Origin of the sequence: Myroides sp. C15-4 (assembly GCF_050522745.1) — a bacterium.
Taxonomy (GTDB): Bacteria; Bacteroidota; Bacteroidia; order Flavobacteriales; family Flavobacteriaceae; genus Flavobacterium.
Map to the genome: position 1 here is coordinate 1 of NZ_JBMVQX010000033.1, position 22,698 is coordinate 22,698.

General features: G+C 37.7%; 17 protein-coding genes. 8 read left to right on the plus strand and 9 right to left on the minus strand.

Annotated features, from left to right (window positions below):
* Positions 1–125: 125 nt before the first annotated feature.
* Both ACPDHL_RS13140 and ACPDHL_RS13145 read right to left on the minus strand, forming a co-directional pair.
* Positions 126–2,504 carry a TonB-dependent receptor domain-containing protein gene (locus ACPDHL_RS13140; RefSeq protein WP_430533209.1) on the minus strand — a complete coding sequence of 793 codons (2,379 nt, stop codon included), beginning with the start codon at positions 2,502–2,504 and terminating at the stop codon, positions 126–128.
* A gap of 220 nt (positions 2,505–2,724) precedes the next feature.
* Positions 2,725–5,106, minus strand: coding sequence for a TonB-dependent receptor domain-containing protein (locus tag ACPDHL_RS13145; protein WP_430533210.1), 2,382 nt, complete (start codon positions 5,104–5,106; stop codon positions 2,725–2,727).
* A 314-nt stretch (positions 5,107–5,420) separates the two neighbouring features.
* Between ACPDHL_RS13145 and ACPDHL_RS13150 the strand changes: the two genes are divergently transcribed.
* Complete coding sequence (locus ACPDHL_RS13150) at positions 5,421–5,765, plus strand: helix-turn-helix domain-containing protein (RefSeq protein WP_430533211.1); 345 nt, start codon at positions 5,421–5,423, stop codon at positions 5,763–5,765.
* Positions 5,766–5,856: 91 nt separating this feature from the next.
* Here the strand turns inward: ACPDHL_RS13150 and ACPDHL_RS13155 are convergent, their stop codons facing one another.
* From ACPDHL_RS13155 to ACPDHL_RS13180, 6 genes are all read right to left on the minus strand, one after another.
* Positions 5,857–6,849, minus strand: a complete 993-nt coding sequence (locus ACPDHL_RS13155; RefSeq protein WP_430533212.1) for a beta-ketoacyl-ACP synthase III — start codon at positions 6,847–6,849, stop codon at positions 5,857–5,859.
* A gap of 159 nt (positions 6,850–7,008) precedes the next feature.
* The gene (locus tag ACPDHL_RS13160; RefSeq protein ID WP_430533213.1) at positions 7,009–7,905 is read right to left on the minus strand and encodes a helix-turn-helix domain-containing protein; all 897 of its coding nucleotides are present in this window, start codon (positions 7,903–7,905) and stop codon (positions 7,009–7,011) included.
* 141 nt (positions 7,906–8,046) lie between these two features.
* Positions 8,047–11,208: an efflux RND transporter permease subunit gene (locus ACPDHL_RS13165; RefSeq protein ID WP_430533214.1), complete on the minus strand. Its 3,162-nt coding sequence runs from the start codon at positions 11,206–11,208 to the stop codon at positions 8,047–8,049.
* Between the two features lie 24 nt (positions 11,209–11,232).
* On the minus strand, positions 11,233–12,294 hold the full coding sequence (locus ACPDHL_RS13170) for an efflux RND transporter periplasmic adaptor subunit (protein ID WP_430533215.1): 1,062 nt from the start codon (positions 12,292–12,294) through the stop codon (positions 11,233–11,235).
* Positions 12,295–12,318: 24 nt separating this feature from the next.
* On the minus strand, positions 12,319–13,641 hold the full coding sequence (locus tag ACPDHL_RS13175; protein WP_430533216.1) for a TolC family protein: 1,323 nt from the start codon (positions 13,639–13,641) through the stop codon (positions 12,319–12,321).
* A complete protein-coding gene (locus ACPDHL_RS13180) occupies positions 13,634–14,242 on the minus strand; it encodes a TetR/AcrR family transcriptional regulator (protein ID WP_430533217.1) in 609 nt (202 codons plus the stop codon). Before ACPDHL_RS13180 ends, ACPDHL_RS13175 begins: the two co-directional genes overlap by 8 nt.
* A gap of 316 nt (positions 14,243–14,558) precedes the next feature.
* Here ACPDHL_RS13180 and ACPDHL_RS13185 point away from each other — a divergent pair, with 316 nt between their 5' ends.
* The 3 genes from ACPDHL_RS13185 (at position 14,559) to ACPDHL_RS13195 (ending at position 16,212) form a co-directional block, all read left to right on the plus strand.
* Positions 14,559–15,536 (plus strand): polyprenyl synthetase family protein, encoded by a 978-nt coding sequence (locus tag ACPDHL_RS13185; protein WP_430533218.1) that lies wholly within the window; start codon positions 14,559–14,561, stop codon positions 15,534–15,536.
* 6 nt (positions 15,537–15,542) lie between these two features.
* Positions 15,543–15,884: a hypothetical protein gene (locus tag ACPDHL_RS13190; RefSeq protein WP_430533219.1), complete on the plus strand. Its 342-nt coding sequence runs from the start codon at positions 15,543–15,545 to the stop codon at positions 15,882–15,884.
* A gap of 142 nt (positions 15,885–16,026) precedes the next feature.
* The gene (locus ACPDHL_RS13195; RefSeq protein ID WP_430533220.1) at positions 16,027–16,212 is read left to right on the plus strand and encodes a hypothetical protein; all 186 of its coding nucleotides are present in this window, start codon (positions 16,027–16,029) and stop codon (positions 16,210–16,212) included.
* 177 nt (positions 16,213–16,389) lie between these two features.
* Here ACPDHL_RS13195 and ACPDHL_RS13200 read toward each other — a convergent pair whose 3' ends face one another.
* Complete coding sequence (locus ACPDHL_RS13200) at positions 16,390–16,968, minus strand: hypothetical protein (RefSeq protein WP_430533221.1); 579 nt, start codon at positions 16,966–16,968, stop codon at positions 16,390–16,392.
* Between the two features lie 116 nt (positions 16,969–17,084).
* Here ACPDHL_RS13200 and ACPDHL_RS13205 point away from each other — a divergent pair, with 116 nt between their 5' ends.
* The 4 genes from ACPDHL_RS13205 (at position 17,085) to ACPDHL_RS13220 (ending at position 22,625) form a co-directional block, all read left to right on the plus strand.
* Entirely contained in the window at positions 17,085–19,856 is a 2,772-nt protein-coding gene (locus tag ACPDHL_RS13205; RefSeq protein ID WP_430533222.1) for a 2-oxoglutarate dehydrogenase E1 component, read from the plus strand.
* A 48-nt stretch (positions 19,857–19,904) separates the two neighbouring features.
* Complete coding sequence (gene odhB / locus ACPDHL_RS13210) at positions 19,905–21,128, plus strand: 2-oxoglutarate dehydrogenase complex dihydrolipoyllysine-residue succinyltransferase (RefSeq protein WP_430533223.1); 1,224 nt, start codon at positions 19,905–19,907, stop codon at positions 21,126–21,128.
* A gap of 158 nt (positions 21,129–21,286) precedes the next feature.
* The gene (locus tag ACPDHL_RS13215) at positions 21,287–21,511 is read left to right on the plus strand and encodes a hypothetical protein (RefSeq protein WP_430533224.1); all 225 of its coding nucleotides are present in this window, start codon (positions 21,287–21,289) and stop codon (positions 21,509–21,511) included.
* Positions 21,512–21,698: 187 nt separating this feature from the next.
* Positions 21,699–22,625, plus strand: a complete 927-nt coding sequence (locus ACPDHL_RS13220; RefSeq protein WP_430533225.1) for a DnaJ domain-containing protein — start codon at positions 21,699–21,701, stop codon at positions 22,623–22,625.
* The last annotated feature ends 73 nt before the right edge of the window (positions 22,626–22,698 follow it).

The following is a 22,698-nucleotide window of genomic DNA, read 5'->3' on the forward strand; positions in this document are numbered from 1 at the left end:
TTTCCAAACCATTTATTACTATATTTAATAATGAAGTTAATGTTTAAAAACGGTCAACCATATTTAGGGACGTTCATTACTCACCACTCACCACTCACCACTCACCACTCACCACTCACCACTTACTACTTACTACTTCTACTTTTATCTTCGAAGGTTGCCTCCTTGATGCTCTTCTTATTCGAGCTGTCTCCAAAAGTATAGGTTGCACCAACGGTTAATCTTCTGCTATTCCATTTATTGCTAAACGTTTGTATGTTGTTGTTGAAGTAGCTTGTTCCACTTGATTTCCCCGTATTAAAGACGTCAGATAACGTTAAGCTTAGATTTAGCTTTTTGTTGAGTACATTCGCTTTTAATCCTGTTGATAGAGATTGATATGCTCCATAATGTGTATTGTCTTCCTTATGTGGAATTTGATGGTACCAGTTTAGGAATAGGTTCAGTGTTTTTGCTTGATTTACTGTAAAAGTATTTTGCGAATAGTAGCTGAATCCAATGCCATTTTGAGCAATGTGATTGGCTAGTTTATTTCGATAATAGGTGTCCGATAGGTAAGCTTCTGCTCCTGTGCTCGTCTGCCACCACCCTGTTATTTTTTCACTGTAAGAAACACTCAGTCCATAAGTATCACTATTGAGGATGTTGTAATAGGTACTAATGAAGATATCGTTCTCCATGGTAGAATATTGATCAAAGGAATTGGTAATATGGTAGTAGTTTAAACTCACAGATAAAGAACCGTGGAATAGATAGTTCAATTCGTAGTTGTCCGTAAAAGAAGGGTCTAATTCGGGATTTCCACTGTTGTATGAATAGCTATTCGCATAGTAACGGAAAGGGTTTAAAATATCGGAATATGGACGGTTAATTCGCTTGGAATAGTTGAAATTAAACGAGTGATTTTCATTGGGGTTATAGGAGATATAAGCCGTTGGAAACCATTTGTTGTACGATTTTTTGAATGTTTCCTTGGTCTCTACTAAATGACCTTCTACCTCTGTTTGCTCGAATCTCAAGCCTCCTTTTACGCTCCATTTGTCGCTTAATTTTTTGTGTAAGCTCAAATACCCTGCAAAATTGTCCTCTTTGTAATTAAAGCGATTGCTTCGTGTAGGATCATAGTTTAGGTTGTTGTCTATTCGGTTGTAATAAAATACGGTAGATCGGTTGTCGTAGTTGGAGTATTTTCCTCCAAATTCTACATCAGCCCAGGATAATTTATAGGATACATCTGCCGTACCACTCCATACTTGATAGTTTAAATCGTTGGTAAAGTAGGTCGATCGAGTATGGTTGCTAGGGGTGTTGCGCTCATTCATGTTTGTGCTTCCTTCTGGAATATTGGAAAAGTAATTCATCCCCAAGGATAATTTACTCCCCAAGGTATCTAAGTTGTGATCGTAAAAAGCATTTAGTGTGTGATAGATGTTGTCTGAAGTTACCTCTGTTAACGAATTAATAATAGAATCCGTGGTCTTTTGGGATACTGAGATGTACTTGGAAATATTGTTGTTCTTCGTTGTGTTTTTAAACTTAGATAAGTCATACGTTAAGCCAATTACGCCGTTTTTTGACAGCTGATAATTTGTTGTTAGGTTTAACCCTCCTGAAGTATAATCTCCTGTTGGATCGCCATAAGCATCTAGTATACGGTCTTCACCACGGTAAGTGTAGGTGTTGGTATTGCCGTACTCTCCATAGTTACCGTGGGCTTTTAGCATAAGATTCCACTTCTTATTTTGGTAGTTTAAGCTTCCATTGGTTGAGGTAGAATTGAAGTTATTATACGCATAGGAGCTGCTGAGTGATCCGTATAAGCCCAAAGACTTGTTCTTCTTCAAAACAATATTGATCAATCCGCTATTTCCACTTGCTTCGTATTTAGCAGGAGGATTGGTAATTACTTCTATTTTCTCTATATCATCTGAGCGTAGTGTTTTGAGGTAGTTGCTCAAAGCATCTCCTTGAAGATGAACGATCTTATCGTCAATCATTACCGTGACACTGCTTTTACCTACAATGCTAATCTTGTCGTTTTGAACTTTTATCAAAGGGGTATTGGTCAAAGCTTCCATGGCATCCATTCCCTGTGACGCAATGCTGTTGGCCGTGTTGAAAACCAAGCGATCTGCTTTGCGCTCCACTAATTTTTTTTCCGCTTGAAGTACAATTTCGCCTAATTGCGTGGTTGATTCTGCTGTGATTTCACCTAAGTCTAGATCGCGATCTAATGTGATGTTTTTGGTGTAAACTAACTGACCTAGATAATGAATATTGAGCTTGTAGGAAGCAGTGGGAAGGTTTGTTAATTGAAAATCTCCTGTTTCAGAGGTAAAACCCTGTTGAGCGAGTTGGTCATCCACGCCTTTGAGCAGGTGAATTTCCGCAAAGTCAATGGGTTGTTTTTCTTGGTTAAGCACTTTTCCCTTTAAGCTATTTTGGGCTTGTAGTACTGAAATACTACATAAAAATACCATAAAGAGTGTAAATTTCTTTTTCATAATGGTTGAGTTGAAACCTACTTATTAACAGTGTTGATAAGGTTGTTAACAAGTAGGGTTATTTCTGTTTGTAACTTAGTTGATGCCTATTGGTAGCAGAAGTAAATGATTTGTTACTATTTATTTAACTATGTTAATAACTTTCGTTTTGGAGGGGCTATTAAGGTCTTTGGATAAAGCTTTTTCTATGCTTATTAACAAAGTTATAAACAAGGTTAATTTACTTTCTGTTGATAACTTCTTTATTGCTACCTTGTCTTTCACTTACTTTAATTTTCGAATTTCCAAAGCTGTAGCTTAACCCCAACGAGAAATAGCGGTTGTCATAATACATAGTATAGCCTTGTTTCACACCATCTGATGTGGCCTCTGCACGTAAGTGGGACGTTCTAAAAATGTCATTTAGATAAGCAGATAGATTTAGTTTCTTGTCTAACATTGCATATTTCATACCAATATTTAATCCCTGCATGGCTTTTAACTTCCAGTTTCCGTTGTTTAATTTCGACTGATAGAAGTAATCCACTTGAGCTTGTAAGGTCTTGTCTGCATTTAGATTGATCGTATTGTTTGAATTGAAGTAGTAGCCCATACCGTTGCTCGTTGTTAAATCCACAGGCAGTAATAGTTTGGTACTGTTGTAAAATACGCTCAAGGTATTTTGCGAATTGAACCAATGCCAAGCATCGTGAATATGCGTCATACTTAGGTTGTAATTTTCTGCATCAAAGACATTGGCTTGTTGTAAGATTTGAATGCTATTGATTTTGTCTATCGTGGCATATTGCGTAGCTAGATCTTTCACTTTTGAGTAAGAGGCATTGATGAATAATTTATTTTTAAGGGTGTAACTCAGCGTCAAGGCATTGGTGAAAGTAGGTTTTAACGAAGGATTACCCGTTACGTAATTATATTCATTTACATACCATCTAAAAGGGTTTAGTTGCCAAAAAGAAGGACGGTTAATGCGGCGATTGGCGGTAAGGGAAAAGGTGTGATCCTCATTCATTTTATAGTTGACGTATACACTTGGAAATAGCTCGGTATACGTTGTTTTTTCTTTGGATTGACTTGCTGCGGATTCTCCTACTGTTTGTGTACTTTCTAGGCGTAAGCCCACCTGTGCTTCCCATTGTTTAGAAAAAGATCGAGTAGCACTAAAATAAACAGCTTGAATGTTCTCTTTGTAAACGAAGTGATCGGCTTGTAAAATCTCTTGTGTTGCAGAACCCGCGTTTGTATTAAACGAATTAGCGTTGTTTATCGTTTGAACAAAACTCACTTTTGCTCCGTAAGTTAAGTTGGCAAAAGACAGGGGCTGTTCCATGTCTATTTTGGCACTGTAATTATCGATCGTTTGATCGCCATCTGTTTGGGAATTTTGATCGCTGTTCACAACGTTATGAACAGTAGCTTTTTTTGTGTTGAAAACTCGGTTTTTATGTGTGATGTAGTTAAAGTAATCCATGTCTAAATTCAACCTAGTTCCCACAGTATCAAATTGATGATTTAAATTAAGATTAACCGCATGATTGTTGAAATCTGGACTCGATTTCCCCTTCGTTTCAATGTTTTTAATCAAGTTATCAACAAGGTTATAAACATTTGTTTGATTCTTGTCTTGGGTGTTTTGTTTGTAAGTATTTCCTCTATATTGTACTCCGATTCCCGTTGATGGAGTCGCTTGGTAATCCAATTGAAAACTACCTGATAGATCTTCTTTTTTCGCGGTTTCACGAAATACGGTTTTCCATGTTTCTTTCGGATAATGTAGCTCCATTTTGCCAATTTCTTGGCTGTATCCTGAACTAGCATTAAGTGAAGCTGCTAGGGATACTTTGTTCTTGCTGTAATTGAATACATCGCTAATCTTATAGGTTGCTTTATCCGCAGCTGTAAATCCACCGCTTATTTGATTGCTCCACGCATTGTGTTTGCCTTGTTTTAAAACAATATTGATCAATCCGCTATTTCCACTTGCTTCATATTTGGCTGGAGGGGTCGTTATTACTTCAATTTTCTTGATCGTCTCCGAGGGAATTGTGCTCAAATAGTTGATGAGATCCTCTCCAGTCAGGGGAAGGAGTTTATCGTTAACCATCACCTGCATGCTGCTTTTTCCGATCTGAGCAATTTGATCCTTGTCTACTTTTAATCCTGGAGTAAGCTTTAATACATCTTTAGCATTGCTGTTATTCGCGTGTATTGATTGTTCAATATTGAAGACTGTACGGTCAATTTTGCGTTCTACTAATTTCGCTTGAGCGGTCAAGATAATTTCGTCTAATTGTTGATCGTTTTGGATGACAATGGGATCTAATTGACGATCCGTTTCTATGGACAAAGTGGTTTCGTATTGTTTTACTCCCAAATATTGAATGCGTAAAATATAGGTAGCTGAGGGTATATCAAGAAGAACGAAGCTTCCTGTATCATCAGTATAGGTGTGTTGAATCAGTTGATCTTGTTGATTGAGCAAAAGTACTTCTACATAGTCAAGCGGTTGATGTGCAGCATCAACAAGTGATCCTGTTAGCTTTGATTGAGCCTGACTGATGAAAGAAAGGAGTAAAATAAAAAAGGTGATTCGTTTAGTTTTCATCGAATAGTTAATTTGCTAGATGAAAGACTAAAGTTGTGCCAGAGAAATTATGTTTTTATAATTCGCTGAAATTTAGTATATTAATCGTTTTGTTTAGTAGAGGAGTGTTCATTTTTGAACAGCTAATGAATGAAAATGAACAAAAAAAAACTGCTTTTGGGGAAAGCAGTTTTTCGTTAAGCATATATGAATTTTTGAATTTCAGTTTTCAGTGTATTCATTTTAAGCTTGACATTGATTTTGTTGTTTATGTTAACCAAAGGTACGATAAAGTTTAATAAAATGGAACTAAAATATAATAAAGTGTTACCTTTGTGACAGATAATTTATTAAACTCAAGGTTTATTATGCAAACACCAACACAAAAATGTAAAATTCAATCAGAAAAAATGCGAACAAGAAGAAAAGAATTAGGGTTTTCTCAGGAATATGTAGCAATGAAGCTTAATATTTCACAAAAGGCATATTCTGATATTGAGAGTGGAAAGACGAAGTTGAAAAATGATGTATTGAATGAAATCGCAGTGATTTTAGAGATATCTCCTTTTGAAATTTGTCCGATTGCCTGTGATTGTACTTCTGATTTGCAAATAAAACATGGCAGATTAATTCAGTATCTGCAAGAGAAGGATGTTAATTTTCCAGAAGAGTTGATTTAATTGGCGTGCAATCTTACTTGAACCTATCGTTTTTAAATTGAATAAACAAAGCGGTCTCCCATGGGAGACCGCTTTGTTTATGTAGTGTAGTTTATATATTCCATTGCAAAAGACTAGCTCCCCACGAAAATCCTGCACCAAAAGCAGTAAGTAAAAGCAAATCGCCTTTCTTAAGCTGATTTTTGTACTCCCAAATACAAAGCGGAATAGTGGCTGCAATTGTATTTCCGGAATAGGTGATGTTGTTTAAAGCTTTTTCTTCCTCAATGCCTAGTTCTTTTCCAACAGCATCAATAATGCGCTTGTTTGCCTGATGAGCAACTAACCAGTTGACGTCTTCTACAGTTAAACCATTTTGGTCTAGAAGCGATTGACAGGCTTGACTCATTGCTGTTACTGCATTTTTGAATACAACTTTACCATCTTGTTGTAAGTAGCGATGGGTTGAATCCCAATTCTCCATAGCATAAGGATAGCGCGAACCTCCTCCTTTGATATTCAAATATTCAATTCCCTTGCCGTCACTGAGCAACAAAGCATCTAAGACTCCAGTTTCTTTAGAAGGTTCAAGCCATACCGCTCCAGCTCCATCGCCAAATAAAATATTGGTCGATCGATCTGTGGTGTCAACATAGGAACTAATTTTATCCGCACCAACGACCACGACATTCTTGTAGCGCCCTGTTTCTACCAAAGCAGCGCCCATATCTAAAGCATATAAAAAACCAGAACAAGCTGCATTCATATCAAAAGCCCATACCTGGGTTAGATCTAACTTGTCGCAAATAATATTTGCCGTTGAAGGCATAGGCATATCAGGTGATGAGGTTGCAACCAATAGTGCATCTATGGTCGTGATGTCTTTTTGATAGGTTGCACACAACTCCTTAATCGCCTCAACTGCCATATCTGATGTCGCTAGACCATCCTCTAAAATACGTCGCTCTTTGATCCCTGTTCTTTTCATGATCCATTCATCAGAAGTGTCTGATAAACGTTCTAAATCAGCATTGGTCCGTCTGGTTGTTGGTAGATACCCCCCAATGGCTGTTATTTGAGCATATTGTTGTTTGTTTCTCAACATTTTTGTTAGTTTTGCGTCTTATATGCAAATAATAATTAACTTCAGTTTGAGGGGTGTTTCCCCTTATAAAAGACTCAAATCTCGTGTTTTTTGATAAAATATCAGTAGTTAAATAAACGGAACAAGTTGTCAAAAAGACGTAATAAATTCCGTAAAATGTTAATTTGTTAACTTATACTCGCGCGGTGACACGCCTACGCTATTTTTGAAAAACTTACTGAAAAGGGCAACGTCCTGAAAGTTTAATTCATTGGCCACTTGGGTAATGGTATTGGTCGGATTTTTCAGTAGGATTTTGGCCTCGAGAATGATTGTTTCTACAATGATATCCTTGGGTGCTTTGCCAAAAACATCAGTAATGATTTTAGTTAAGTGTTTTCTGCTGATAAACATATGATCAGCATAAAATTGCACGCTTCGTTCTTTTTTGAAATGGGAGGATACCAGTAAAAGAAAATTCTTGGTCAGTTCTTCTTTTCGAAGGGTCTTTTTTTCTGTTTTTGCCAATACACGTTTGTTGTAAAAATGCCCTAACTCATACATCAAAATAGAGAAATGGTGTAAAATCAACTGATGCGTAAACATATTGTCTTGTGTAAAAACCAATTTATTCAATCGCTTCAAATGGTATTTTATCTCTTTAATGATGTAGCTGTTTAACGGTAAAATCTTGGGATACTGAGAGGAGAAAAACTGAATGAGGTTGTTTGACTTTAAGTGAAAACCCGCATCTAAAAATAGTTCGCCACTGGCAAAAAAAGCTAGTACACCAAAGTCTTTGGTATATTGAATAATTTCAAAAAATTGCTGAGGTAAAACGACGAGAATATCGTTCTTTTTGACTTTCGTCGGCTCTAAATTGATCGTGATTTCGCATTCTCCTGAAGTGATGAGAATCAATCCAAAAGAAGCAAATTTATAGGGTTTTCCAATAACAAAATACTGGCTGTGTTTAGGACCAATTTCTACAACAGCTAATCGCTTATCTACAATAAAACGTTCATATCGGTTTAAGATATCAGCAATAGAGTACGATTGTATATAATTATTCTTCACAATAAGACAACATAGTTAAAGGGATAAAAATAAGAAGTCCAAGTCAGAAAAAAGTTGTTTTAGGTTAAGAAAAAAAAATAGAGTAGAAAATTTTTCTACTCTATTGCTGTTTTATTTTATTCGGTCAACAAGGGCGAAGTCCTAGTGATGATCTACGAAATTGTGATTGGGTTCATAGTCTGCCTCCATCTCTGCCTGATAGTCTACAGGTTCTTTTTTGCCAAATCGCTGTCCGATTTTGTCAAAAATAGAGTAGATGATAGGTACAATAACCAAGGTTAATAGAAGGGAGGAGAGTAATCCACCAATAATGACAACGGCTAATCCATTGTTCATTTCTGCTCCTGCACCACTGGCGAGTGCAATGGGTACCATTCCGATTACCATGGCGATTGTCGTCATCAAGATAGGACGTAAACGCGCATGGTTGGCTGCAATCAATGCATCGTGCACGCTATCTCCTGCTTCTACGCGGTGGTTGGCAAAATCAACCAATAGAATAGCATTCTTACACACCAGTCCAATTAACATAATGATACCGAGAATAGTAAAAATGTTTAAGGAAATATTGGCAATAGCAAGCGCGAGTAGCGCACCAATAAACGAAAGGGGAACAGAGAAAATAACAATAAACGGTTTAGAAAAACTGTCGTATAAGGCAACCATAACCAAGTAAACGAGGATAATAGCTGCTAATAGAGCAATTCCCAATGTACCAAAACCTTCTTCTTGATCTTCCATTGTCCCCGTCCATTGGTATTTAACCCCTGGTTTTAAGGTCAATTGATCAAATTGAGGCAACCAATCTTCTGCAATTGCTCCTGGTGAACGACCAATCGTTTGAGACTTAATCGTTACAGATGGACTCTTATCGCGGCGCTCTAAAATTGAAGGTCCTGAACTATAAGCTACGGTAGCAAATTGCTCTAATTTAACATCTTGTCCTTGGTTGTTCTTAAAGTTGATGGTTTTTACATCGTCAATCGTCGTTCTAGCATATTCTTGAAAGCGGATGTTGATGTCGTATTCATATTCACCTGCTCTATATTTTCCATCTGTATTTCCATTAAAAGCTGTTTGCATGGTCATCCCCACTGTATACATGTCTAGTCCCAAGGCCGCCATTTTGTCTCGATCTACTTGTACATTGATCTCAGGACTACCCGTTTCTGTGGTTAGTTTGGTTTCCATTGTACCAGGGATTTGATCCAATATCGCTTTGGCTTGGATGGCAAAATCCATGGCATCGTCTAAGTTAGATCCAGTAACCGTTAGTGCTAAAGGCGCTTCTTCTGCACCGATGAGTCCCACGGGAACCGTTTTTACTTTAACGCCCACCATCAAAGGTGCAAGTTCATTTTTCAATTTAGCAGCATAAACAAATGAACTCTCACTGCGTTGTTTCTTGTCAGTTAAAATCACGTGAATTTCCGATTTGTACTTCGTAGCCTGACTTCCACCATATCCTTCTGATGATTGTCCAACTGTGGTAATCATATCCACCACTTCTGATTTGGTGCGCAAGAAAGCTTCTGCCTTTTGGGTCATGCGATTGGTTTGTTGTACTGAGGCATCTTTATCTAGTTCTAACTGAACTAAAAACTCACCTTTATCTGTTTTGGGGAAGAATTCTCCACCAACATACCCAAAAATTGGGAGTAAGAGAGAACCGAAAAAGGCTAAAGCAACAATAACTAATACAATCACCGTGTTTTTTGTTGATTTTAATGACCAAACCAATAAACCGGAAATACTGTGAGTGAAAGAACTTAATCCCTTTTCAAATCCATGCAAAATTTTTCCAAAGAATGAATGCGGTTGAATGACCTCAATCTTCCCATATCTTGAGAACAACCAAGGTACAATGGTAAAGGACACCAATAAAGACAACAAGGTTGCAATAATTACAGTTACACAGAATTGCTTAATAATGTTAGGTACTAAACCAGATGACATGGCAATCGGTAAGAATACCACTACTATAACCAAAGTAATTGCCGTAACGGTAAAACCAATTTCTTTTGCTCCATCATAAGAGGCACGTATCTTGTTTTTGCCCATCTCCATGTGACGGTGAATATTTTCAATAACCACAATAGCATCATCTACCAGAATCCCTACGACCAAGGAAAGGGCGAGTAAACTCAATAAGTTTAGCGAATATCCCAAAAGGTAAATACCAATAAAAGTAGCAATTAACGATAGGGGAATGGCAACCATTACAATCAAGGCATTTCTAAAACTGTGTAAGAAAAATAGCATCACAAAAGCCACTAACACAATAGCTAAGAACAAGTCAAACATTACTGCATTGGCTGCTTCAAGGGTAAATTGGGAGGAGTCATTCGCCGTTTTGATGTTTAGTTGAATATCAGCATAGTTCTTTTCAACCTCTGCAATGGATTGCTGCGTCAATTCACTCACCGTTACCGCATTGGCATCCGATTGTTTGATCACTTGCATCAAAATGGTTGACTGTTGATTTAAACGCGCAATTTTTTCTACTTCTTTGATGCCATCTTGTACATCAGCGATATCACTTAAACGAATGTCAATACCTTGGTGAGAAGCGATCACTAAATTTCGCATTTCCTCTATGTTTTTGTACTTTCCGGCTAAGCGAATAAGTGTTTGCTTGTCTTGGGATTTCACACTCCCCGTAGGGAAATCTAAGTTAGAACTCAACACCGCTTGCTGGACCATAGGAACGCTCAAGCCATAGGCTTCAATCTTTTTGGGATCCAGTAAGACTTGAATTTCTCTTTCTTCACCTCCAACCAGTTCTACTTTGGCAACACCAGCAACACGCGAAAAGATTGGCTGGATTTTCTTGTCTAATAAATCATAGAGCTCCTTTTCGGTTAGGTTACTCGTTACACTCAATGTCATGATAGGTAAATCACTCAAGGAGTATTTCTGTAAGGAGGGTGGATCTACGTCTTTGGGTAAATCTTTGAGGATGGCGTTGATTTTACGCTGGGCGTCATTTAAAGATAAATCGACATTTGCCTCAGAGGTCAGGTAAATCATTACCGTTGACAAGCTCTCAAAAGATAAGGCTTCTACCTTTTTTACGTTTTCTAAGGAGGCTACGGCATCTTCAATTTTCTTGGTGACTGTATTTTCGATCTCCGAGGGCGATGCTCCCGGATATACAGTGGCAACTGTAATTACGTTTACTTCAAATTTTGGAATAAGCTCGTAACTCAGGTTTTTATAACTAAAAATACCTCCGAGTATGAGTGCAATAAATAGTACTATAATAATACTCGGACGTTTTATGGATATTTCGGCTATTTTCATATGTCAATCCTCTCTTTTAGGACATTATTTAATAATAGATACAGGGGCTTGATCAACTAAGTTGATTTGCCCAGAGGTAATTACAACTTCTCCTTCTTTTAATCCGTCGAGGATTTCAACAAAGTCCCCGAGATTTCTACCCGATACCACTTGTGTAGCTACGGCTTTATTATCAATGATGCGGTAAATTAAATTCGAGCTTACACTTCCTACAAAAGCATCACGAGGAACTAAGAGTAACGGAGTATCTTGATTCTTATCTGCATCAAAATAAGCCGAACCATACATTCCAGCACGCAACTTATTGTCTTGGTTGTTGGTCAGCAACAAGTCTACGGGATAATTTAGAGCTGCATCTGCTTTAGGAGCGATAAACGTCACTTTTCCTTCAAAGGGATCATTGGGAAATACGCTGGCTTTCACTTCAATGATATCGCCTTCTTTTAAGTTGGCTACGTGACTCTCATCTACATTAACTCGTAGTTTTAATTGATTGACATTCACTAGGTCGAAAATAGGAGCCCCAGGAGCAACAAAACTTCCCTGTTCGACGTGTTTTTTGTTGATAACGCCGTCAATAGGTGCTTTGATACTCGTATCGCTCGCTGTGATTTGAGCCGATTTTAAATTGGCTTCTGCATTTTTGAGCATAAGTTTTACCTGATCCAATTGTTGTTGGGTAACTCCGCCCGTAGTAAACGCACTTTCGAAACGAGCAGCATCTGCTTTGGCTGTAGCATAGGCGGCCTCCGCATTGCGAATTTGGATATTGATTTGATCGCTATTTACTAAAGCTAAGGCTTGACCCTTGTGTACTTGAGCGCCTTCATCCACCAAAAGGCGTACAACGCGTCCTGGTGTTTCTGCAGAAAGCGTTACTTCCTGAAAGGGTACAAAGTTTCCATTGGCTTTGTAGGTAGCATCAACAACTTGAACCGTTGCTTTTTCTGCCCGTACAGCTATGGTTGCTTCTTGTTGCGCAACTAAGGCCGTTTCTGCATCGTTCTGACTCTTATTTCGCTGTAGTATATAGATCGTCCCACCAATTAAAGCAATAAGGACTAAGGCTGTAATTATTTTTTTCATGATTGTTTGAGATTAGGTGAAGAATTAGTTTAGGAGTGTCTTTAACTCACCTTGTGATTTAATAATTTGAATTTCTGCTAGTTTAAAATCAAGAAGGGAGGTGGTGTAATTATTTTCAGCTTCAGTATAGGCATTCTCTGCATTGAGCAGATCCGTTAAAGAGGCTAGTCCATGCTTGTAGTTATTCTGCATATTGGTTAGGATACTCTTCGCTAAATCAACATTTTCTTTTTGAATATTAATGGTGATGAGCGCATTCTCAATTGATTTTTGCGCATTGACAAAGTCTAAACTCAACGCCTGTTTGGTGTCATCCAATTCAATCTCGATTTTTTCTATGTCAATTTTGGCCTGTTTTACTTTAGATTTTGTTTCAAAACCATTAAATATAGGTAGCTTTAAGGTGATTCCCACTGCAGATGCACTCGTCCAAAATACGCCATCACTTGGCTTAGCCCCCCAAGGGAATTTGTCTCCCATGCCTTGATAACCAAACGTACCAAAGGCCGATAAAGTAGGGTAGAAATCCGCTTGAATCGATTTGAGCTTATACGCTAATAGTTCCTTTTGTTTTTCTAATAAGTTAATTTCCGTGCGATGGTCAATTTTGTTTTCTGCCAATACAACGCTTTCATCAATGGTAAACGTATTGTCAGGTAGTTGAATCGGCGTTTCTAAATCCATCCCCATAAAAAACTTCAGTGCATTCTGTTGTAACTCGACCGCGTTGATTATTTGTTGTCTTGTTGCTTTTAAATTGCTTAAACTCACTTTCGTTCGGTCAAGGTCGATCTGAGTGGCCAAGCCATTGCGGTGTAAATCTTCAATAATGGTCTTGATGCGCGTCGTACTGCTAATCGTTGTTTCTAAGGTTTGTAACATCGCCTTAGATTGGAAGACTTGGTAGTAGGTCGAAGCTACTTTTTCTATAATTTGTTCATCCGTCAATTCCTTGTTGATCACGTAGAACTCTTTGGCAGAACGCGCCGCTTTTAATCCCATAAAAACGGCTTGATTAAATAGGATTTGAGAGGCAGTTGCCGTGATTTGAGAGTTCCACTTCAAATTAAAAGGGATCATTTGTGTTTGTCCACCAAGCGTTAAGGGCATTTCCTGAATCTTGACGTTGTTGGCGATATTCGCCTCTACGTTGAGGTGAGGTAAGGCATTGGCTTTTACTTCTTGAATCTGGTAGTCACTGTTGATAACGTCCAAATTCGCTTGCCTAGCTTCTGCTTTGTGAACTAGTGCATAGTGCAAGGCATCTTTCAGTGTTAAAACCGGTTCCTGTGCCCATAAATGGCCCGTAATAAGTAGACTACATAGGGTGAGTAAAGTCTTATTCATTGATGATACTTTCTTTAAGTTCTAAGTATTGTTTGAGTCCTTTTTCTGTGGTAATGCTGCGAATGTGATGATCGAGATGTAGGGCATGTAGCTGCATATGGGTGTATTCTTCGGGTTCAAAATAATCGTGATCGTCGATGAGTACAACAGAAGCAATGTGTAAACGCGCCGTAAATTCTACATCTAAATTTGGACGATAAACACCTTCTTTTATTCCTTTTTCCAAATTGCGTTCTATAATCCCTACGTATTTTTTCTTGTGGATTATTTTTTGTTTCTGTGCAATCTTGGGGTAATATTTATTTAACTGATACAAGCAAACCGAAGTTTCAACCGCAAATACTTCGTTCATATTGTTGTGTGCCGCAATAATTTCAGCTATTGCTGTTTGGTTTTGTGCAATAACAGCTTCGAGAGATCTTAAGAATTTATCGTTGATGTAAACCAAGCTCTTTTCAATCAGTTCGGGTTTAGATGCAAAGTGCTGGTAAATCGTCTTTTTAGATATCGAAAGCTCAGCGGCTATATCATCCATTGTTATGCTTTTGAACCCTTGGGACAAAAACAGGTGTGTTGCTTTTTCTAATATTAAAGTTTCCATGAATCTCTTTTTAATCGGGCAAATATAAACAGGAAACTTATTTGGTTTAAAAGTTTCTATTGAATTATGAAAACTTTAACGCGGGTAAAAGTTTCCGTTTTGTCAAGGATAAAAAAGGAGAGAACCGCTTTGTTGTGATTTGATGCTCTTTCGTTCCAAAAAGAGGAGAATCAGTCTAAGAATGTATTGTTTTTGTTTCTAAATTAGTGGAAAACTGATCTATTTTTAAGATCTTTGCCCTAATCAAGAAGTAGAAATAGACAGCGAAACTAGAATTCTTTAAAAAACGCGTATTTTTACCAAAATTTTTTTGAGCATGCAATCAATAGCAAAATATAAAGAGGAGATAGCCTCCTATTTGAGTTCACTACAATTAGAGGGGCAACCGAATGAACTTTATGCGCCTATTTCTTATATTCTCTCCTTGGGAGGAAAACAGATTAGACCAGTTTTGACGTTAATGGCCACTGATGTTTTCAATGAAGATCCAAAGAAAGCTCTTCATGCGGCTACAGCCATTGAATTGTTTCACAACTTTTCCTTGATGCATGACGATATTATGGATGATGCTTCTTTGCGTAGAGGGCATCAAACCGTACATGAAAAATGGGATGTCAATACGGCGATTCTCTCTGGTGATGCGATGTTGATCTTGGCGTATCAATATTTTGAGCATTACGAACCAACTATTTTTAGAGATTTAGCGAAATTGTTCAGCAAAACAGCTATTGAGGTGTGTGAAGGACAACAGTATGATATTTGTTTTGAGCAACGTACTGATGTTCGCATTGAAGAGTACATCAAAATGATTGAGTACAAAACGGCTGTGTTAGTAGCTGCTGCGTTAAAAATGGGAGCGATTATTGCACAAACAACAGCAGAAAATGGCGACCAGATTTACAATTTTGGTTTGAATCTAGGCATTGCTTTTCAATTGCTCGATGACCATTTAGACGCTTTTGGAGATCAAGCAACGTTTGGCAAGCGAATTGGAGGAGATATTCTTGAAAATAAAAAAACCTTCTTGTACTTAAAAGCGTTAGAAAAAGCCAATCCGAATCAAAGAGAGGAATTGATTCGCTTTTATGCCACTGCAACATGCGAAGATGAAGAACAAAAAATTGAGCGTGTAAAACAATTATTTGTAGAAACAGGTTCACAACAAGCCTCTTTACAACTAATTGAACAGTATACAGAAGATGCCCTACAGACGTTAGAGCGCTTAACTATTGAAGAAGATAAAAAAGAATTGCTTCGCATTTTTAGCAAAGAATTGATGAATAGACAAATGTAATATACCATGGAAGTAGCAGTAACTTATCTTGAAGATCAATTAAAAGAAAGAAACTTATTTGACCCCTTGGTCCAGCAAGTTCAACGCGATTTTAGATTGAGTGTCGATGAGGATATTGTCTTCCAACCTTCAACTCCTCTTGCCTTGGTTCAACAAATTCAAGAGGAGTTGGAGCTTATGGCTTCTCGTACTCCTGCGAAGCTATCCATGCTACTCTACCGCATAGACGTAGCAGAAAAAGACATACGCGCTTTAGAAGAAGGCGATGTGTTTAACTATTTTCAACAATTGACCTATCTTATCGTGAAACGCGAGTTTCAAAAAGTGTACTTTCGACATTCCCTTTAATACCTAAAAATTACGCTATATAGTTTTCTTTTGAGAAAGAGCCAGTTTTTAAGTTATACAAAACAAAGAAGATGAATACAAATCACATTTCGTAAGTAAAATGGTATTGTTTTTGTATTTGTGTTACAAAATTAGAGATACTATGAATATAATTGTTTGGCAAGTTTTTATTATTGGAATTATCCTTCTAATGATTTACAGTTTATATCGCGTAGGACAATCTTCCTACTCGACAAATAAAAAGATTTTGTTTTTCTTTATGGTGCTCTTCTTCCCGCTATTTGGAAGTTTGGCTTTTCTGATGATGAATCACAACAAAGAAAAATAGCAAAGGAAATGACAAGGGTGCAAGATGCAAAAACACAAGCTAGGAGTTAAATAATATAGACTAGTTTTCGTTTGAAAGTTGTCAATAACAAGTATGAAACAACGTTTAATACAAGCAAAAAAAGAGCCGATTTGTACAATCGGCTCTTTTTTTGTATCTTATCGAATGTGATTCGAATTAGAAATAAATGCGGATAAATGGCATAAAGGCACTGCCATACACCATGTCTTTTTCGCGGTATAATACATTATATCGAATGCCTACCGTTGCGGGGCCACTGCTGTATCCTGCGCCTAAGAATAGGGCAGTATTCCAGAAGTTGGCATCGAGCTTGTGTAAGTCTTCCTTATAAGTATAGGTGTTGTTGACGCGCAATTGCTCCAGTTCAATAGAGAGTTGTAATTGTGGAATCGGGTTAGACAAAGCAATTAAGCTCCCGCCATAAATCCACGATTGGTATTCTTTGACACTACTGTAGTAAAAAGAGCGGTCTTTGCTGTTGATATAACTCCCTTGCAAACCAACACCAACACTCAAATAGGGGTTGACGGTATAGAGTGCACTTGGGGCTAACATCACATCCGTATAGCCATTTCCGAAGCCTAATCCGAACCCACCGCCAAATCTCCATTTTTTGACAGAATCGTAATTTTCGGAGTTATTTCGGTTTTGTTGTGCAAAAAGTGAAAAATTGGACAATAAAAAAAATGAAAAAATGAATAAAATACCCATTTTTTTGACATAAAATCTTCTCATAGCTGTTTTATGAAATTGTTGTGAGATAAAAATAAGAAAAAGTTTATACTTTTGTAATCAAAGAGTTGTATTTTTGTATATATAATATTTAATCAATAGGTCTTTAGACGAAAATTATGGATAGATTTTCCTTTTTAAACGCGGCACACACTGCATTTTTTGCAGATTTGTATGATCAATATTTAGAAAATCCAGATAGCGTAGAACCAAGTTGGAGAGCCTTCTTTCAAGGTTTCGATTTTGCAAATGAATTTAATGATGGTACGGTAGAAAAAGTAACTTATGTAACATCACCAACAGCCAGTTCAAATACAGGTAGTTCGGTTGATACAAGCCAAATTACAAAAGAGTTAGCTGTACTTAAGTTAATCGATGGCTACAGGACTTATGGACACCTATTGACTAAAACAAACCCGCTTAGAGAGAGAAGAGTCGTTCACCCAGATTTAAGTATAGAAAAATTTGGATTGTCTTCGGCTGATTTAAATACGACATTCGACGCTGCAAAAGCAATTCAATTACCTGCATCTTCTTTAGCGCAAATCATTGCTCAATTAGAGAAAATTTACTGTGCTACTTTAGGTATTGAATTCAAATATATTACAGATGAAAAAGAAGTGAATTGGATCCAAGATCACTTCGAAATCCCAGAAGCTAAATTTAACGCAGAAGAGAAAAAAGAAATCCTACACAAATTAATTGAAGCGGTTTCTTTTGAGAACTTCTTGAATACCAAATACGTAGGTCAAAAGCGTTTTTCTTTAGAAGGTTTGGAAGCTGCTATCCCAGCGATGGACTTTTTAATTGAATCCGCTGCTGCAAAAGGAGTAGAGGAAATCGTTGTTGGAATGGCACACCGTGGTCGTTTGAACGTTTTAGCAAACGTTTTCAAAAAACCAACCCAAGAAATCTTCTCCGAGTTTGATGGAAAAGACTACGATACGGTAGAAGGATTCGACGGAGATGTAAAATACCACTTGGGATTAAGCTCGATGCGCAAAACGCGTACAGGAAAAGATATCCATGTAAATTTGGCGCCAAACCCTTCTCACTTAGAGACTGTTGGAGCAGTGATCGAAGGAATCGCAAGAGCAAAGCAAGATACTGTATTTCCTAATCAACCGTCTAAAGTATTGCCAATCGCATTACACGGAGATGCTGCGGTTTCAGGACAAGGAATTGTGTATGAAATTGTGCAAATGGCACAATTAAGAGGGTATAAAACAGAAGGAACCATCCACATTGTACTAAACAATCAAGTTGGATTTACTACAAATTACACAGACGGACGTTCGTCAACGTATTCTACAGACATTGCAAAAGTAACAGCATCCCCCGTATTACACGTAAATGCTGATGATACGGAAGCTGCAGTACGCGCTTTCTTATTCGCTTTAGAGTACCGCATGACTTTCGGTAGAGATGTGTTTATCGATTTAGTGGGATACCGTAAATATGGACATAACGAGGGAGATGAACCAAAATTCACTCAACCTTTATTATATAAATTAATTGCAAAGCACCCAAATGCTAGAAATATCTATAACGCTCAATTGTTAGAAGATAAGATTGTAGATGAAAGCTTTGTTAAAGATTTAGAACAACAATATAAAGATGTATTAGAACAAGATTTACAAATTTCTCGTGAGAATGAATTTGCTAAAATCAGAACGTTCATGCAAGAAAACTGGAAAGACTTCCGAACTGTAGACGAAACGGAAATGGTTGTAGATTACGATACGAAAGTGTCTAAACAAGTGTTGACGGATATTGCTACTGTTATTACTGCACTTCCGGAAGATAAGAAATTCATCAGTAAGGTAAAAAGATTGATCGGAGATCGAAAAACGATGTTTTTCGAAAATGATCGATTAGATTGGGCTATGGGTGAACTATTGGCATATGGATCTTTACTGTCAGAAGGGTATGATGTGCGCATGTCTGGACAAGACGTAGAACGCGGTACCTTCTCTCACCGTCATGCTGTGGTTAAAACAGAAGATACAGAGGAACTTATCGTTTTATTAAACCAATTGAAAGACCAAAAAGGGCAAATGAGAATTTACAATTCCCTATTGTCTGAATATGCGGTTGTTGGATTTGAATATGGATATGCCTTAACGAATCCAAATACTTTAACGATCTGGGAAGCGCAATTTGGAGATTTTTCCAATGGAGCTCAAATTATGTTCGACCAATACATCTCGGCAGCTGAAGATAAATGGAATAACCAAAATGGGTTGGTGATGTTGTTGCCGCATGGATATGAAAACCAAGGGGCAGAACACTCTTCTGCTCGTTTAGAACGCTATTTACAACTTTGTGCAGAACACAATATGTTCGTAGCAAACTGTACTACACCAGCTAACTTCTTCCACTTATTGAGAAGACAAATGGTAACAGATTTTAGAAAACCGTTGGTTGTGATGTCACCGAAGAGTTTGTTGAGACATCCACAAGCAACTTCTACCATTAGTGATTTAACGGATGGTAAATTCCAATACGTCATTGATGATGCAGGGGTAGATAAAGCAAAAGTAAAATCATTGGTATTCGTATCGGGTAAATTCTACTACGACTTAGTAGCGAAGAGAGAAGAGCTAGGAAGAGATGATATCGCTTTTGTGCGTATCGAACAATTATTCCCTCTACCTGTAGAGCAAATCAAAGCAGTAATCGCTTCTTATCCGAATGCAGATGACTTTGTATGGGCACAAGAAGAACCGAAAAACATGGGAGCTTATGGCTATATGTTGATGAACTTTGATGCAAAACCATTGCGTTATGCAGGTAATAAGGCTTATAGTGCGCCAGCTTCAGGAAGTTCAACGCGTTCGAAAAAGCGTTTTGCTTATGCAATAGAAAAAGTTTTTAATAAGAACTTATAATAAAAAAAGAGTATTTTTACATAACAATATTTAATTAAAGAATATACGATGAGCATCTTAGAAATGAAAGTTCCTTCACCAGGTGAATCAATTACAGAGGTTGAAATTGCTACTTGGTTGGTAAAAGATGGAGATTATGTTGAAAAAGACCAAGCAATTGCTGAGGTTGATTCAGATAAAGCAACATTAGAATTGCCTGCAGAAGCAAGTGGAATCATTACTTTAAAAGCAGAGGAAGGTGACGCAGTGGCTGTAGGTCAAGTAGTTTGTTTAATCGATACTAGTGCTGCAAAGCCAGCAGGGGGGGCTTCTACTGAGGCTAAGCCTGCAGCTGAAGCTCCAAAGGCTGAGGCTCCAAAAGCAGAACCAGTTCAAGCACCTGCAGCGGCAACTTACGCAACAGGAACAGCTTCTCCAGCGGCTAAAAAGATACTAGATGAGAAAAATATTGATGCTGCTACTGTTTCTGGAACAGGAAAAGATGGTAGAATCACTAAAGAAGATGCTTTAAACGCGAAACATGCTATGGGAACACCAACAGGAGGACCTAGAGGTGAAGAGCGTAAAAAAATGTCTATGTTACGTCGTAAAGTAGCAGAACGTTTAGTTGAAGCTAAAAATACAACGGCTATGTTAACTACGTTCAACGAGGTGAACTTGACGAATGTAAACAAATTGAGAAGCGAATATAAAGATGCTTTCAAAGCTAAACACGGTGTTGGTTTAGGTTTTATGTCTTTCTTTACAAAAGCTGTAACACGCGCTTTGGAATTATATCCAGACGTGAATTCAATGATCGACGGACAAGAGCAAATTAAATATGACTTCTGTGATATTTCAATTGCTGTATCAGGGCCAAAAGGGCTAATGGTACCTGTTGTTCGCAATGCTGAATTATTGTCTTTCCGCGGAATTGAAGCTGAAATCAAACGCTTAGCAACAAGAGCTCGTGATGGACAAATTACCGTAGATGAAATGACAGGAGGTACATTTACAATCACAAATGGTGGTGTATTTGGATCAATGTTATCTACGCCAATTATCAACCCTCCACAATCTGGAATCTTGGGAATGCACAACATCATTGAGCGCCCAATTGCAGTAAATGGAAAAGTTGAAATTCACCCAATGATGTACGTAGCCTTGTCGTATGACCACCGTATCATCGACGGACGCGAGTCAGTTGGATTCTTAGTAGCAATCAAAGAAGCGCTAGAAAACCCAACAGAATTACTATTGGATAATAATCCTAAAAAAGCATTTGAACTTTAATATAAAAAAAAGCAACTCGAAAGAGTTGCTTTTTTTTTGGAAATGGGAGATTGGAAATGGGAGAAGGTGTCAACCGATTACTATGAGCCGTAAACGTGAACTGTGTGTGGTCAACCGTAAACAAAATAACGTATCTTTGTTCCTTAAAACACTAGACCATGTCGAAAGAAACGAAAAAAGGAATATACAGAGGTATTATTGAAAAGGACGAATTAGGAAACTATTTTTGTGGTCCTTACTTACTCGATTACCAATATACAGAGGCTCAATTTAAGTTGGGAGATAAGATTAGTATCAAAACGGTTATTGCTAATCCAAGTGGAAAGAGTAGAACCGCTTATCCAATGAAATCAATGAAATTTTTCTTGTCAGAAGAAGAGTAGTCAAGGAATAGAAGAAAATAAAAAAGGTATGATAGCGAATCATGCCTTTTTTTATGGGGTTAAAACAGCTAAAAAGGGCGAGTGAAAAGGAGATAATTCGGTAAAATAGCACTACATTGTCTGCTGGCTTTACGCGAAGTTTGCTTTTCACTTTTGGTCTCGTAGAGCGTTTTATTGACGATTTTATATGCGCAACTATTATACGATATTAGAGGTTCCTTCAACTGCAAGTTCGAGTGAGATTAAGCAAGCCTTTCGACGTTTATCAAAGCTGTATCACCCCGATATGAATCAGGGTAGTACGCGTTATCAAGATCGATTGGCTGAGGTAATCCATGCTTATGAAGTTTTGGGGAATGAAACGCAGCGAAAAAGCTACGATTTCTCATTGCTTCAATCAACTTCCTATCGTTCGTATAGCGATCAAAATACTTCAAGTTCACAGCCAACCCAAGCTTGGCAAACAAGCTATAACCAACCAGTCATTGTCGATTTTTCTTGTAGTCAAACTTATTTCTTTATTGGTGATATTCTCGAAATTAGTTGGGCGTGTCAAAATGCCGATCGCATTCGTCTCTATCCTTTGGGGTATATGAGTGAACTAAAGGGAAAAATACGCTATCACGTGAAAGATTTTAGCGGTAAACAGCTGTATCTCGAACTCATCGTTTATCATAATAATATCGCCCAGCCAGTCAAACAACATTTGATTCTGTCTCATGGTCGGTATAAAACATTTACCGATGCGGATGCATTGGAAACACCCGTAGACTATGTACCCATATTTCCGTGGTTTATTGGTTTTGTGGCACCGTTGGGACGCAGTTCACGCAAAGATTTTGCCCTTCGATCGGGAGCTATGTTGCTCGTGTTTTTATGGGTATATGGCTATCACGCTATTAATGATAATGAAGAATTGTACTACTTAGTCTGTACCATGCTCATCTATGCTTTGGTTATTAGTGCAGCCAGGCGCATTCACGATGTCAATCGATCGGGTTTTCTTTCTTTGTTATTGTTAATTCCCTACTTGAATGTGGTTATTTTTGTTATTCTCCTCCTGTTGAAAGGTGAAGAAGCTCCCAATAAACATGGGCGTAAACCCAAAAAATAGGAGGGAAAAGTAAGGGAGTGGAGGATCGATTTTTCGTTGTCTTTTTAGAGAAACTCGTTGGACAGTAACGTTT

What these genes read in the sequence shown, in the direction of transcription:
- ACPDHL_RS13140 (WP_430533209.1), bottom strand. Translation starts at nt 2,504, where the DNA reads ATGAAAAAGAAATTTACACTCTTTATGGTATTTTTATGTAGTATTTCA.
- ACPDHL_RS13145 (WP_430533210.1), bottom strand. Translation starts at nt 5,106, where the DNA reads ATGAAAACTAAACGAATCACCTTTTTTATTTTACTCCTTTCTTTCATC.
- ACPDHL_RS13155 (WP_430533212.1), bottom strand. Translation starts at nt 6,849, where the DNA reads ATGTTGAGAAACAAACAACAATATGCTCAAATAACAGCCATTGGGGGG.
- ACPDHL_RS13165 (WP_430533214.1), bottom strand. Translation starts at nt 11,208, where the DNA reads ATGAAAATAGCCGAAATATCCATAAAACGTCCGAGTATTATTATAGTA.
- ACPDHL_RS13170 (WP_430533215.1), bottom strand. Translation starts at nt 12,294, where the DNA reads ATGAAAAAAATAATTACAGCCTTAGTCCTTATTGCTTTAATTGGTGGG.
- ACPDHL_RS13175 (WP_430533216.1), bottom strand. Translation starts at nt 13,641, where the DNA reads ATGAATAAGACTTTACTCACCCTATGTAGTCTACTTATTACGGGCCAT.
- ACPDHL_RS13180 (WP_430533217.1), bottom strand. Translation starts at nt 14,242, where the DNA reads ATGGAAACTTTAATATTAGAAAAAGCAACACACCTGTTTTTGTCCCAA.
- ACPDHL_RS13185 (WP_430533218.1), top strand. Translation starts at nt 14,559, where the DNA reads ATGCAATCAATAGCAAAATATAAAGAGGAGATAGCCTCCTATTTGAGT.
- ACPDHL_RS13190 (WP_430533219.1), top strand. Translation starts at nt 15,543, where the DNA reads ATGGAAGTAGCAGTAACTTATCTTGAAGATCAATTAAAAGAAAGAAAC.
- ACPDHL_RS13195 (WP_430533220.1), top strand. Translation starts at nt 16,027, where the DNA reads ATGAATATAATTGTTTGGCAAGTTTTTATTATTGGAATTATCCTTCTA.
- ACPDHL_RS13200 (WP_430533221.1), bottom strand. Translation starts at nt 16,968, where the DNA reads ATGAGAAGATTTTATGTCAAAAAAATGGGTATTTTATTCATTTTTTCA.
- ACPDHL_RS13205 (WP_430533222.1), top strand. Translation starts at nt 17,085, where the DNA reads ATGGATAGATTTTCCTTTTTAAACGCGGCACACACTGCATTTTTTGCA.
- odhB (WP_430533223.1), top strand. Translation starts at nt 19,905, where the DNA reads ATGAGCATCTTAGAAATGAAAGTTCCTTCACCAGGTGAATCAATTACA.
- ACPDHL_RS13215 (WP_430533224.1), top strand. Translation starts at nt 21,287, where the DNA reads ATGTCGAAAGAAACGAAAAAAGGAATATACAGAGGTATTATTGAAAAG.
- ACPDHL_RS13220 (WP_430533225.1), top strand. Translation starts at nt 21,699, where the DNA reads ATGCGCAACTATTATACGATATTAGAGGTTCCTTCAACTGCAAGTTCG.